This window comes from Companilactobacillus zhachilii (genome assembly GCF_003606365.2).
Lineage (GTDB): Bacteria > Bacillota > Bacilli > Lactobacillales > Lactobacillaceae > Companilactobacillus > Companilactobacillus zhachilii.
In genome coordinates this window covers 988,799-1,001,879 of record NZ_CP031933.2, presented here as the reverse complement: position 1 = coordinate 1,001,879, position 13,081 = coordinate 988,799, and the positions used below count along the sequence as shown (strand labels likewise).

Sequence of the window (13,081 nt, the reverse complement as noted above, 5' to 3'; positions counted from 1 at the left end):
CAATTGACTGGGTCCTTTATGCTCTCTGGGGGGAAAGCAGTAATCAGAATTTTGATTACGCCAAATATTAACATTAAAAAAACACAATTTCCAGAGAAAAGCACACATACAAAAATTTAGTTATTGATTGAACGATTGACTTTTGAAGTAGCTTCCAAAGTATCACAAAATTCTTCTAAACCATCTTCAGAACCATTAGCGCAAGCTGCTTCAAAATACTTTACTTTATAGTCTAGTTTCTTTAAATATCGCTGTGACTGCTCGATTTGTTTCATGACTTCATCACGTTGTCGCTTAAACATCTCTAGTCTTTTTTCTAAAGTGTCATTTCCTTCCATAGACATATTGACAAATTCTCTAATTTCTTTCAGAGACATCCCCGTTTGTTTCAAACAAGAAATCAAGTCAACAAAATCCATGTCATCATCAGTAAATTCACGACGTCCCCCATTCCCGCGGTGAACGAAAGGCATCAAACCTTCTTTATCATAATAGCGCAGTGTGTAACTAGAAAGACCGGTCTTTTCTGCTACTTGCCCAATTGAATATGCCATGTCGGCCCTCTTCTTTCTCTTAAAATATTATTAGTAGTATTATACCTTACAATACTCGTGGTGCTAGTTAAATGTGCCGCCTCCAAGAACAAGAAAATTAGGTCGCTGTGGGGACCGAGCCGAGCCAAAGTCTCGTCTCTCGACTTTGAACCTCGCAAAAACCGCGAGTTTCAAAGCTCGTCCCGTGGTGTAAGCACTAAAGTGCTAACGCCACCTTCACAGCGACCTAATTTCTTGCTCTTTCCGGCTAGTTCATTGTTTTTTTGAATTAATAGTAAATAACTTTAAGTATTATTTTGCCATCAATGACTAGAATTATAGGATATAGAATATATTCTTAATCTTTTGACTTTAAAAATTATTCGCAAAATTATTTCAATTCTATAGTCAAAAAATCAACTAGCACCACGAGTCTTACAATTTAAACATTTCATGTATGTAACGCTGGGTGAACTTAATCACTTCGGCTAAAGTACCGAACCCAGTTATGGCTTTAATTCCGAATTTTTACGACTGCAGTATATCTGTGGAATAATAGCTTTTCCCACATTAAAAAAATGGTTCCAACAATCCAAAATCGGATTACTAGAACCATTTATTCTAATGCTCGAAAGCTGAACCTGTTTTGTCCCACTTTCTAATATTGTGACATATATGTATCACGTTCCCATTGGGAAACTGTTTGTTGATATCTTGCCCATTCAGCATTCTTGGCAGCGAAGAAACTATTTGTAAGTCCCTTACCAAGTGATTGTTGAACATATTCATCTTTACGTAAAGCTTTCAAAGAATTATGCAATGTTGAAGGAAGATCGACGATACCTTCTTCACGACGCTTATCTTCTGACATTTCGTAAATATTATCTTTAACTTCTGGCATCAAATCATAGTTACTGTCAATACCATCAAGACCAGCATCAAGAATACATGCAATGGCCAAATATGGATTAGTTGTTGGATCAACACTTCTCATTTCAATACGTTTTGACTTACCTTTAGCAGCGGGTACACGTACTAATGGTGAACGGTTCTTACTTGACCAAGCAATGTACGTAGGAGCTTCATAGCCTGGTACTAGACGTTTATATGAGTTAACAGTTGGATTATTTACAGCTGTCAAAGCACGAGCATGCTTCAAAATACCGCTCAAGAACTTCTTAGCTGTTTCAGATAACATATCATTTTCATCATCGAAGATATTATCATCACCGTTAAACAATGACATATTGATGTGCATCCCTGAACCATTGATTCCTTGAACAGGTTTTGGCATAAATGTTGCATATAAACCATGTTCCTTAGCAATCGTCTTAACAACAAGTTTGAAGGTTTCAATACTGTCTGCAGCTGACAATGCGTCTTGATACTTAAAATCAATTTCTTGTTGTCCTGGTGCAACTTCATGGTGACTAGCTTCAACTTCAAAGCCCATCTTTTCTAGGCCTAAAACGATATCTTTACGAACGTTAACACCCAAATCAACAGGTGAAAAGTCGAAATAGCTTCCATCATCATTTAGATGAAGTGTTGGATTGCCATGTTCATCTGTATTAAATAAGAAAAACTCTGGCTCAGGTCCAATATTAAAGTTAGTGTATCCCATACCATGCATCTTTTTGATAATTCGTTTTAGGTTTACACGAGGGTCACCTTCAAATGGTGTACCGTCTGTCTTATAAATATCACAGATCAAACGAGCAACTTTACCGTGTTCTTCACCCCATGGGAAAATCAACCAAGTTGATAAATCAGGATGTAATAGCATGTCACTCTCTTCAATACGTGTGAAGCCATCGATTGATGAACCATCAAAAGTAATCTTGTTTGCTAGAACTTTATCTAGTTGAGAAACAGGAACTTCGACATTCTTGATGATTCCGTTGATATCTGTAAACATCAAACAAATAAATTCAACGTTTTCATCGTTAACCATTTTTGTAATATCTTCTGCAGTATAATGTTGCACTTTTAACCACTCCTATTGGATATACCGATTTTTTAGAGGTCACTAATAAACGTTATTAATATACCGTTCTATTAATAATATGATGATAATACCAATTACAAATCTAGGTGTCAAATATTTTCATTGTCATTTTCAAACAATCCTAATATTAAATCCTAAATTTTTGTATATGAAAATTTTATCATAATTATCACAATTAATTGCACATTAAATTTGACTTCTGAGAGTTTTCCCGTTAAATTATAGATACGAACGAAACAGAATATAAAAATAATAATTGTTCGTAATTAATGGAGTGAATAATAAATGCAAGTTTTTGATTATGAAGATATCCAACTAATACCGAATAAATGTATCGTCAATAGTCGTTCAGAATGCGATACAAGCATCAAATTTGGACCAAAAACATTTAAGATTCCTGTCGTCCCTGCGAATATGCAAACAATCATTGATGAAAATCTGGCTGAAAAATTGGCTGCCAATGATTATTTTTACGTCATGCATCGTTTTGAACCAGAGACACGTGTTAACTTCATCAAAACAATGAATCAAAAAGATTTATTTACTTCAATCAGTGTTGGTATCAAAAAAGACGAATTTGAATTTATTGATACCTTAGTCGCTGAACATTTAAAACCTGACTACATTACAATCGACGTTGCTCATGGTCACAGTGATCGTGTCATCGAAATGATTAAATATATTAAAAAGAATTTACCCGATTCTTTCCTAACTGCTGGTAACGTTGGTACACCTGAAGGCGTTCGTGAACTAGAAAATGCCGGTGCTGATGCAACTAAAGTAGGAATTGGACCTGGTAAAGTATGTATCACTAAATTAAAAACCGGTTTTGGTACCGGTGGTTGGCAATTAGCTGCTGTAAGGCTCTGTGCTAAAGCCGCTAGCAAACCAATTATTGCTGACGGTGGCGTTAGAAATGATGGTGACATTGCCAAATCAATCCGTTTTGGAGCAGATATGGTAATGATTGGTTCCCTACTTGCTGGCCATAAAGAATCACCTGGTAAAATCATTGAAAAAGATGGTCAAAAATATAAAGCTTATTTTGGTTCTGCTTCTCAATATCAAAAAGGTGAATACAAAAATGTTGAAGGCAAGCGTATGCTCGTTCCTTATAAGGGTGAAATCATGGATACGTTGACCGAAATGAAACAAGACTTACAATCCTCCATCTCTTATGCAGGTGGTAAGGACTTGAATTCCTTACGTAAAGTAGATTACGTAATTGTTAAAAACTCAATTTACAATGGTGACGTTTATTAAATACGTTGCTTAAATACAATAAGACAAAAGAAAAAGAAGCTGACGACTGGGTGTTCGTCAGCTTCTTTTTTATGAATGGGATAGTTCATGTTCAATTTGATAAGCATTGGTTGTCCATCAAACAACTTTAGCATCCATCAAATTTACCATAACTGTAACACATTAATAGATAATTAAAAAGTATGAAAACTTTTAAAGTAAAAAAGATTTTTTCTAATTTTTTGAGAAATTTATCATTTTACTCTACGCGTTGATTTAGATGGTCAGTAAAGTGATGAATTCCCTTGTTTCGTTCTTCAAATCCTTCTGTCTTACTAACAATAAACCGGGGTCGATTATTAACTTGGTCTAAGACACGTCCTAAGTAGCTACCTAGAATTCCCATTGATAGCATTAGTAAACCTAGAGTAAATAATAAAATCGTTATACCTACACTGGCCAAACTATAACTACCACTAGCGATTAAATATCCTAGCGAGAAAACGCCACTTACTAACGGAATAATCGAAAAAATATTGACAAATTGTAAAGGTTTCATCGAAAAAGAAGTAATACCGTCCAAAGCTAGTTTCACCATCTTCGACAATGGATACTTTGTTTCACCAGCGACTCGTTCTTGACGGTGATACTGTACGCTAGTCTGTTTAAAGCCTATCCAAGTTACTTGTCCGCGAACGAATGGATCTTGCTCGTGTAATTTCAACAACTGATGCACCGCTTTACGATCCATCAAGCGAAAGTCACCTGTATCAAGTGGCATATCAATCGTAGCTAAATGTTTAAAAGTACGATAAAACATTTTGGCAGTTAACTTTTTAAAAATGGTCTCGCCATCACGTTGCATTCGTTTTCCATAGACGATTTCGTAACCTTCATTCCACTTTTTAATCATCTGGGGAATTACTTCTGGTGGATCTTGCAAATCAGCATCCATCACAACCACAGCATCCCCTTTGGTGTACTGTAAACCAGCAGTAATTGCTAACTGGTGCCCAAAGTTACGAGAAAACTCAACCAACTTAATATTATCGTGTTGTCGAATAGCTGCATTAATAATCGAAACTGATTTATCTTTTGATCCATCATCAACGAAAATCAATTCATACTGTTCCTCTTGTTGCTCTATATAATTTAATAAAGTATCAATCGTTGCCTGAATTCCTGCTTCTTCATTGAAAACTGGCAAAACAATTGAAATTAATTGATTTTTCATAAGCTAGTATCCTTTCATTGATTACTTGTAGATATTTGATAAATCGTAAAGTGTGCCTGATTGTCCAGGTCCACCCATGCCACCACGCATTGCTGAGGCACCGGAAGATTTCTTCATTTGTTTTTTCATTTTCTTTAATTGAGCTTTAGTTAATTTCTTCTTACCCATTGAAGGCTTAGTTCCATTTCCAGATGGAGCTTTATTACCTTGTCCATTGGAACCACTTGGTTTAGCTGGAGGAGTTGAACCATTACTATTTCCACTAGGAGCAGTTCCCCCTGGTGCTTGTCCAGCAGTGTTTGGAGCTGTATTTTTAGTTTTTGTAGAAACTGTTACAGAGCTTGAATTATTAGTTTGGACTGTACTATTAGAAAGAGTAACTTTTTTAGCATGTTTCTTGATCCAAGTAACAATTTCATTGTTATTACCACCAGCTTTACCACCGGAGTAATAATACTTAACTTTGCCCTCTTTCACGAGCTTCTTAAATTGTTTCAAAGTGATTGCATTATCGGTTCCATTAAAGCCACCCATGGCCATAACCGCTTTACCTGTTTTAATAATATAAGGTGCGGCAGTGCTGGAATCATCAGTAGCAAATAAGTATTCGGCATTACCTTGATGTTTCTCCAGATATTTCAATAAAGAATTATTAACTGAAGAATCACCCATACCTCCGCCACCACCAGCTGACAAGAGTGATGGTCCAGCACTAGGAATACCATTACTTGATCCAGCTAAAGTTGGCGTTAACGACCACCAAGTTGGAGCTAGCATGACGATAATCAGAGCGATAACTGGCCAAACACGCTTGTTTTTGAGACGAATAGCAATCCAAGGCAATGCAAACAGTGGAATGGAAATAATTATTCCCGCGATTAACAATACCCAAGCTAAGGTTGGATAATAGTCGGTTAAATACCAAGCTTGCAATAAACTAGTTGTCAAAATCGAAATTGGTAACAACATTGACCAGATGGATTTTTCACGCCATTGTTTGATCATCGTATAAATTCCGATACCAGCTAAAGCCGCCATCGCTGGAGCTAACATAATCGTGTAGTAAGGATGGAAGAAACTGGCTACTGAGAAAAATCCTGCTACTGGTACCATCCAGCCTAACCACAACCAAAGATCTTTTCTTTGATTATTAAGTGCATACCATTTTTTCTTGGGGTCTTGATAGTAAACATAACTTGAGATGACACCAAAAACGGCTAGTAACATCAACCAACTGATTTGTGGACCTAATTCTTTTTGTAATAGTCTGAATGGTCAAGCTGTACCGATATTAAAGGCGCCACCGCCACCACCGGTACCTGCACCTGCTCCTTTACCTTTGCCACCCATTGATGGGGCGCCACCTTTAGATCCTGATGGCTTAGCGGGAGGATTTCCAGTTTTCTTCTTAGAACCGCTTGGTGGTGTTGGAGCATTACTTGAAGATTTGGAGCCACTTACTTTTTTCGAGCCGCTTGGTGGTGTCATTGATTTACCACCCTTCTTAGACGAACTGCCCATTCCTGGGAAGGCACCACCGGTACCAGTGGTCTGTCCAAGCAATCTTTGCGTTCCATTGTAACCAAAAGCCAATTCCAAAGCTGAATTAGTTTCAGAGCCACCTTCATATGGACGACTGTTGGAATTAGTCAAATCAACTGACAAAGGCCAAATCAATGTGAAAATGGCCAGAAAAACAGTTGCAATTGATAAGTGAAGCAATTTTTTCTTCCAATTAACTTTGGCTGCTAACCAATAATAGAGATATAACGCTGGCAAAACCATAAAAGCTTGTAACATTTTAATATTGAAAGATATTCCAATCAGTGCGAAACCAATCCAAAGGTAACGTTGCTGTTGTTTTAATACAGCTTTTTGTACGAACCAAACTGACAATAATAAAAAGAATACTAATGTAGCATCCATATTATTTGTCCGCGAATCGGCCACCACAATCGGTGTCAAAGTCATAATTAAAGCAGCAATACGGGCTGGAATTTTGCCAAATCTCTTGGTTACCAGACTGTAAATGAGATATACCGAACCAATTCCAAAAAGGATTGACGGTAATACAACACTCCAGCCATGTACCCCAAAAATCTTGGCACTAATGGTCATAAACCAAAGTGCAACTGGTGGCTTATCAACCGTAATAAATCCGGCCGGGTCAAAACTGGCATACCAGAAGTTTTTAAAACTTTTAGTCATACTGACAATTGCGGCAGTGTAAAAGTTATTTGCCTCACCCGCCTCCCAAATATTCCAGGCATATAAGAACGCCGCTAGAATTAAGATGGCAATTAGCCAATAATCATACTTAATATTTCTTAATTTATCGAAAAATCCAAGTTTTTCATTTTTTTGAACACGACTCGGTTCTTTGGATTCCATCATTTATCTTCTCCAATCTCTAAAAAGCTATCTTTACAAAGAAACAAATGATTGAATAAACTAAAATCGATAATAAAATTGATTTTATCTGTGAATTATTTTTCATTTATTCAAATTCCTTTCTTAACAACAGGGATAAGATTAGCCAAACTAACTTAAATTAAACTTAAATCAAAAAATATGTTTTATAATTATGACTGACAGTTGATGTTTTTAGGGTTCCGCCTCCAGGAGCAATGAAATTAGGTTGTTGTGGGGACCGACTCGAGCCAAGGTCTCGAGTCTCGACTTTGAACCTCGCAAAACCCGCGAGTTTCAAAGCTCGTCCCGTGGTGTAAGCACTAAAGTGCTAACGCCACCTGCACTGCATCCTAATTTCATTGCTCCTTCCGGCTAGGGTTTATATTCAAATTAATCTGACAAGAATTTACTCTGGTATGGATAAATATTTTAAGAGTATGGTTGCTCCATAATCCTATCAAGACAGTAATAAAAGCCATGAAAAATATTTGAGATATCAAGTTATTCTTGAGTTAATAAAGAACTAGTCGGAAGATTCGGACAGTGGTTACTGGCAGTGAAAGTGGTGTTAGGACGACCGTTTTTGTCGTTCTTACAGCACCGGGCGCGTTTAAGACTTGCCGAACTTGCAAGGCTTAAACCGAGGTCCGAGACCTTGGCTCGGACCGTTCCGCACCGCCAGTAACCACTGTCCGAATCTGGAGACGGCATACCCATAATATAAATAATTTGAAGTTCAGTTGGGAACTTTCAACCTTTAATTAATAAACCAAATAGGAGTTATATATGGTAAATAATATAAAGATTTTAGTAGTAGAAGATGATGAAAATTTGGCTAATAATATTGCGTCTTTTTTAGCTGATTTTTCCGAAGTCGATATTGAAAATGATGGTCTCAGTGGCAAATTTGCTGCGACTGAAAATGTTTACGATCTCATAATTTTAGATATCATGTTGCCCGAAATGAATGGGTACGATGTTTTAAAAAATATTCGGGCTGATAAAATCAACACGCCTGTCTTAATCTTGACTGCTAAAGCAGAAATTGATGACAAAATTCACGGTTTCAATCTTGGAGCAGACGATTATTTGACGAAGCCATTTCACCGTGAGGAACTACAAGCTCGCGTCAAAGCTTTATTAAAGCGCAGTGGTGTATTAGCGGATGATTCAACTTTAAAAATAAATAACCTCGAAGTTAATCTCAATACTCACGAAATAGATGCTTCTGGTAAGCCAATTACTCTTAATGGGAAAGAATACGATTTATTAGTTTATTTATTGCAGAATAAAAATACTATCTTAACTAAAGATCAAATTTTCGAACGTATTTGGGGCTTTGACTCTGATACTTCGATTACGGTTGTTGAAGTCTATATGAGCAATCTAAGAAAGAAATTACGAGCTTCTAAAAACGATAATTTAATTAAAACTATCAGAAATGTCGGGTATATTTTCCAAGATGACACTGAAAACTAGACAAAATACTATTACCAGACATCAACAATTTAAACTTTTTCTTTCCATCATGGCGGCCTTTGCTATTTTATTCCTGACCCTCGGTGTGATTATTTTTAATCTCTTTCAATCTTCAACTTATCGCAGCATTGATAAGGATATTCGTGAACAAGTCATTTCGATCAAAAAACAACCTAAATTTACTAAACGAGCCGTTCCAGATCCTCACGACCCTAACCACATGATTGACCAAAATAAAAAACCAGAACCTAAAGCCCCTTTTCAGGCTTCAATTCTGGTTTTCGACGATTCAGGTAAATTACTCAATAAATCCAGTTTGGGTAATCGCTATTCCGTTTTAAAAAACATCAAATTACGTAAAAAAAATGTCAATCTCAAGCAAACAATTGTTGTTAACAAGATGAATTTTCGTTCGGTTTTGATTAAGGTATCCTCCAAGAACCATAATCCCATGTACGCAGGACACTATGTTTTAATTATGCAAAACATAGATACCCAAATTCAGGCAATCAAAAACTTTGAAGAAATCCTTGCCATTACATTTTTCATCTTTTGGATCATTGCTCTTGTTATTTCTTATTTCTTAGCAAGAATCAATATGTTGCCAATAGTGAAATCTTGGAAACAACAAACTGAATTTGTTAATGATGCCGCCCACGAGTTGCGGACACCTTTAACAATCATTCAAGGAAAATTAGAATATATGCTTACTAAACCAAAACAAACTATTTTGGATGAAGCTGAAGCTATTTCTGTTTCTCTTGATGAAGTTAATCGTCTCAATTCACTGACCAACAACCTACTTGTCTTGGCTCGTTCGGATTCAGCTACCACTAAATATGAATTTCAACTTACAACACCAGCGTTTTTTTTAAAGGATCCAATTGAACCTTTTAAAGATATCATTAACTCACAGTCAAAAGTCTTTCAGATCAATCTCAGACACCAACCTACTATGCTCTTGGACCGTGACAAAATTAAGCAACTATTAATTATACTGTTAGATAATGCGACAAAATACACCCCTAAAAATGGTACGATAAGAATATACGATCAAGTTGAGGGGTCAAAATATCAATTTATTATTTCTGATACTGGCATAGGTATCAGTGATGCTGATAAAAAGAAAATTTTTGGCCGTTTCTATCGTGTTGATAAATCTCGAAATACCAACAGTGGTGGTCACGGCTTAGGGTTAGCGATTGCTAAACAGATTGTTGATCTTCATCATGGACATATTTTTGTACGTGATAATTTGCCTCAAGGCAGTGAATTTGTCGTGGAATTACCAATTAAACACAATTAAAAACGAGGGATAAGTATTATGAATAAAGAAAAAATAAAAAAGTATTGGTTCGACTTTCTCAAGGATAAAAATCCTTTAGACTATCCATTAGGTGATCTCACCATTTTTGGAGGAGATCCCGACCGTTTAGCCAAACTAGTTTATAACGGTACTAAAACGGCCACTTCCTCTGCTTATGATTTATACGAGCCAACTGAATATATGCCAGAAGTCGGTGATTATAACATCATTTTAGATGGTCAAGAAAATCCGATCTGTATTACTAAAACACTCGTCACTGAAGTAATTCCATTTAATTTAGTTAGCGCAGAACATGCTTATCATGAGGGTGAAGACTCAAGAACATTAGCTGAATGGCGTCAAGTCCACGAAGATTTCTTTACCAAAGAGTATCAAGAAGCTGGCAAAGAATTTACTACTGATATGCCTTGTCTTTGCGAAGTATTTGAACGCGTTTATTAGTATTATCAGATAGCTTAAAACATAATAAAGAGGGCTAGATATCTTTCCGGATTTATACCACAGAAAGATACCTAGCCCTCTTTATTTTTAACAGAAGAAACTATACTTTCTCCCACTATTTCTTTGCTTTATCATCTAAAGAATCAGAAATTTTCTTCAAATACATTACTATTTCATCTTCTTTAGTTGTTTCTTCTTCCGCTTCCTCTTCGTCACGCGTTTTAATAATCTTGTTCATTACCTTAACAAGCAAGAAAACAACAAAGGCGATAATCAAGAAATTGATGATTGACTCAATAAAAGTCCCATATTTGAAAGTTGCATCCCCAACTTTAAATACCAAATTGCTTAAATCAATCTTACCTAGAAACAAACCAATCAACGGATTGATCAAATTACTAACAAGCGATTGTACAATAGCTGTAAAAGCAGCACCCATAATGACACCAACAGCTAGGTCCATGACATTACCACGGCTAATAAAGTCTTTAAATTCTTTTATCATATTCAAAATCTCCTAAAAATGATTTCTCCTTTAATTATGAACGTTTTCGGGACTTTTTTGCAAACTTTTCACCTGTCTAACCGATACAAATCGTCTAAAAAATCAATTAAAAAATCATCAATAAAAGGCATTTCATTTATAATCAGAGTGAAAGGCTGTGAAATTATGAATAAATTAGATATCTATAAAATGATACTCGAAATTATTTCCGAGAAAAATCCAAAGGACTTCCAAGAATTGCTCGACAATGCTCAGCATTATCAAATTGTTAAAAATTACATTGCTAGTGAAAATCCCAACCAATTTCTTATTAAAGATATGCAAGACTCAGTCATTAGTATGGTTAATGATGGCTTAATATCGGGAATTATTAGTCCACTTAAATATGTCACCTTAATTAAAATTAATGGACTGACGATTCAAGGTTTTCAATACTTAAAAAAACTACAAGAAGACGATGTTGAACAACAAATCAAAGCTATCTTAAAAACCAATGATCAACCAATGGAACCAAAGAATCTAACAAAGGCACTGGCATCACTAATTTTCTAATAAAGTAACATGTGCCCCTTAGGAACAAAGTTTCTGTGGAGAACGATTGGTATTGTCCTTATTTGATGCAAAATTTTGTGCTAAGTATTTTTATAAAACATTATATTTTATATAGAATCAAAGATAGGAATGCCGTTTTAACAGCATTCCTATCTTTCCTAAATCATTTTTCTATTCTATTTTCTCTGCCACTGACAAGAGTCGAACTTGCACTCAGGAAACCCCGAACAGCGACCTGAACGCTGCGCGTCTGCCAATTCCGCCACAGTGGCAACATAATTTAAATAATTACTTATTTAGATTACAATGAAAATGATACTACAAATGGAGGGTCTTGTAATGGAAAAAATTAGTAAAACTATTTTAAATCAAGTTATTACGCCTCGAAACCCTGAATCATACAAAGGAAACTATGGTAAGGCCTTAATTATTGCTGGTTCAACTCAATTTGGTGGTGCCGCAATCCTTGCTAGTAGCGCTGCTGTTAATTCTGGAGCAGGTCTAGTAACTATTGCCACTACTCCCGAAAAGTTCAGTGCCATCAATTCTACGATTCCTGAGGCAATGACTTTAGATTATCACAATAAAAAAGAGCTTTTGAAAGCCATCCTTAATAATAAGGTTATTGCGATTGGACCGGGCCTGGGAACGTCTAGTGTAGCGATTGGCTTAGTCAAAGCCGTTCTTAACAATACTAAAACTGACCAAACCGTGATTTTAGATGCCTCTGCACTAACAATCATTGCGGAAGAAAAAATTCCTCTCCAAACCACTGCACATATCATTATGACACCACATCAAGGCGAATGGCGTCGGCTTTCTCAACTAGGTATCCCTGAGCAAACAGAAGCTAAAAATTTTGAAGCATTACATGCACTCAATCCCGATGCAGTCCTGATTCTTAAAAAACATGGTTCTGAGATATATTATCAAGACATGTCCTTTCAAATCACTGCTGGTAATGCCGGTATGGCCACAGGTGGTATGGGCGATACTTTAACTGGTATTTTAACAGGATTCGTCAGTCAATTTGGTTACTCTTTAGCAACAATCCAAGCAGCATTACTAATCCATAGTGTTATTGGTGACAAACTCTACAAAAAGAATTACGTAGTCTTACCTTCAAAGATTATTGAAAAACTGCCAAAATATATGAACGAATTCAGTCAACAAACGACGAATAAAAATTAACGTAAAATAGAGAGTGCAGAAAAAGCTATGTTTTGTCGCACGTTTAATACAAAAATAGTTATGTCACAATCCCTACAAAAAAAAGAGCTAGATATTTTTCTTGATATAAATTCAGAAAAAATATCTAGCTCTTTATTTTCAAATAATATAAATCAAA

At 35.9% G+C, this 13,081-nt stretch carries 10 protein-coding genes, 1 tRNA gene and 1 pseudogene; 6 read left to right on the top strand and 6 right to left on the bottom strand.

From position 1 onward, the window contains the following. Positions 1–116: 116 nt before the first annotated feature. Positions 117–554 carry a MerR family transcriptional regulator gene (locus D1B17_RS04415; RefSeq protein WP_120142858.1) on the bottom strand — a complete coding sequence of 146 codons (438 nt, stop codon included), beginning with the start codon at positions 552–554 and terminating at the stop codon, positions 117–119. A gap of 637 nt (positions 555–1,191) precedes the next feature. Continuing rightward, positions 1,192–2,487 carry a type I glutamate--ammonia ligase gene (gene glnA / locus D1B17_RS04410; protein WP_166806697.1) on the bottom strand — a complete coding sequence of 432 codons (1,296 nt, stop codon included), beginning with the start codon at positions 2,485–2,487 and terminating at the stop codon, positions 1,192–1,194. 339 nt (positions 2,488–2,826) lie between these two features. Between glnA and guaC the strand changes: the two genes are divergently transcribed. Next, positions 2,827–3,804: a GMP reductase gene (gene guaC, locus D1B17_RS04405; protein WP_120142860.1), complete on the top strand. Its 978-nt coding sequence runs from the start codon at positions 2,827–2,829 to the stop codon at positions 3,802–3,804. 238 nt (positions 3,805–4,042) lie between these two features. On the opposite strand, the gene D1B17_RS04400 is transcribed toward guaC, so the two are convergent. Further along, positions 4,043–5,017: a glycosyltransferase family 2 protein gene (locus D1B17_RS04400; RefSeq protein WP_120142861.1), complete on the bottom strand. Its 975-nt coding sequence runs from the start codon at positions 5,015–5,017 to the stop codon at positions 4,043–4,045. Between the two features lie 21 nt (positions 5,018–5,038). Further along, positions 5,039–7,408, bottom strand: a pseudogene (locus D1B17_RS04395) (glycosyltransferase family 39 protein). 807 nt (positions 7,409–8,215) lie between these two features. Here D1B17_RS04395 and D1B17_RS04390 point away from each other — a divergent pair. Genes D1B17_RS04390 through D1B17_RS04380 form a run of 3 tightly spaced genes read left to right on the top strand, consistent with a single transcriptional unit; the run spans position 8,216 to position 10,676 of the window. Next, positions 8,216–8,908: a response regulator transcription factor gene (locus D1B17_RS04390; RefSeq protein WP_120142862.1), complete on the top strand. Its 693-nt coding sequence runs from the start codon at positions 8,216–8,218 to the stop codon at positions 8,906–8,908. Further along, on the top strand, positions 8,871–10,214 hold the full coding sequence (locus tag D1B17_RS04385) for a sensor histidine kinase (RefSeq protein ID WP_120142863.1): 1,344 nt from the start codon (positions 8,871–8,873) through the stop codon (positions 10,212–10,214). Before D1B17_RS04390 ends, D1B17_RS04385 begins: the two co-directional genes overlap by 38 nt. Before the next feature lie 18 nt (positions 10,215–10,232). After that, a complete protein-coding gene (locus D1B17_RS04380; protein WP_120142864.1) occupies positions 10,233–10,676 on the top strand; it encodes an ASCH domain-containing protein in 444 nt (147 codons plus the stop codon). Between the two features lie 115 nt (positions 10,677–10,791). On the opposite strand, the gene mscL is transcribed toward D1B17_RS04380, so the two are convergent. Then, positions 10,792–11,181, bottom strand: a complete 390-nt coding sequence (gene mscL, locus D1B17_RS04375; protein ID WP_120142865.1) for a large-conductance mechanosensitive channel protein MscL — start codon at positions 11,179–11,181, stop codon at positions 10,792–10,794. Positions 11,182–11,346: 165 nt separating this feature from the next. On the opposite strand from mscL, the gene D1B17_RS04370 reads away from it, so the two are divergent. After that, positions 11,347–11,733 (top strand): hypothetical protein, encoded by a 387-nt coding sequence (locus tag D1B17_RS04370; protein WP_120142866.1) that lies wholly within the window; start codon positions 11,347–11,349, stop codon positions 11,731–11,733. 186 nt (positions 11,734–11,919) lie between these two features. Here D1B17_RS04370 and D1B17_RS04365 read toward each other — a convergent pair. Continuing rightward, positions 11,920–12,005 (bottom strand) — tRNA-Leu (locus tag D1B17_RS04365). A 67-nt stretch (positions 12,006–12,072) separates the two neighbouring features. Between D1B17_RS04365 and D1B17_RS04360 the strand changes: the two genes are divergently transcribed. Continuing rightward, positions 12,073–12,924 carry an NAD(P)H-hydrate dehydratase gene (locus D1B17_RS04360; RefSeq protein WP_120142867.1) on the top strand — a complete coding sequence of 284 codons (852 nt, stop codon included), beginning with the start codon at positions 12,073–12,075 and terminating at the stop codon, positions 12,922–12,924. The last annotated feature ends 157 nt before the right edge of the window (positions 12,925–13,081 follow it).

Excerpts from the sequence above, each read along its gene's own strand:
- D1B17_RS04415 (WP_120142858.1), bottom strand. The coding sequence starts at position 554 with ATGGCATATTCAATTGGGCAAGTAGCAGAAAAGACCGGTCTTTCTAGT.
- glnA (WP_166806697.1), bottom strand. The coding sequence starts at position 2,487 with ATGGTTAACGATGAAAACGTTGAATTTATTTGTTTGATGTTTACAGAT.
- guaC (WP_120142860.1), top strand. The coding sequence starts at position 2,827 with ATGCAAGTTTTTGATTATGAAGATATCCAACTAATACCGAATAAATGT.
- D1B17_RS04400 (WP_120142861.1), bottom strand. The coding sequence starts at position 5,017 with ATGAAAAATCAATTAATTTCAATTGTTTTGCCAGTTTTCAATGAAGAA.
- D1B17_RS04390 (WP_120142862.1), top strand. The coding sequence starts at position 8,216 with ATGGTAAATAATATAAAGATTTTAGTAGTAGAAGATGATGAAAATTTG.
- D1B17_RS04385 (WP_120142863.1), top strand. The coding sequence starts at position 8,871 with ATGTCGGGTATATTTTCCAAGATGACACTGAAAACTAGACAAAATACT.
- D1B17_RS04380 (WP_120142864.1), top strand. The coding sequence starts at position 10,233 with ATGAATAAAGAAAAAATAAAAAAGTATTGGTTCGACTTTCTCAAGGAT.
- mscL (WP_120142865.1), bottom strand. The coding sequence starts at position 11,181 with ATGATAAAAGAATTTAAAGACTTTATTAGCCGTGGTAATGTCATGGAC.
- D1B17_RS04370 (WP_120142866.1), top strand. The coding sequence starts at position 11,347 with ATGAATAAATTAGATATCTATAAAATGATACTCGAAATTATTTCCGAG.
- D1B17_RS04360 (WP_120142867.1), top strand. The coding sequence starts at position 12,073 with ATGGAAAAAATTAGTAAAACTATTTTAAATCAAGTTATTACGCCTCGA.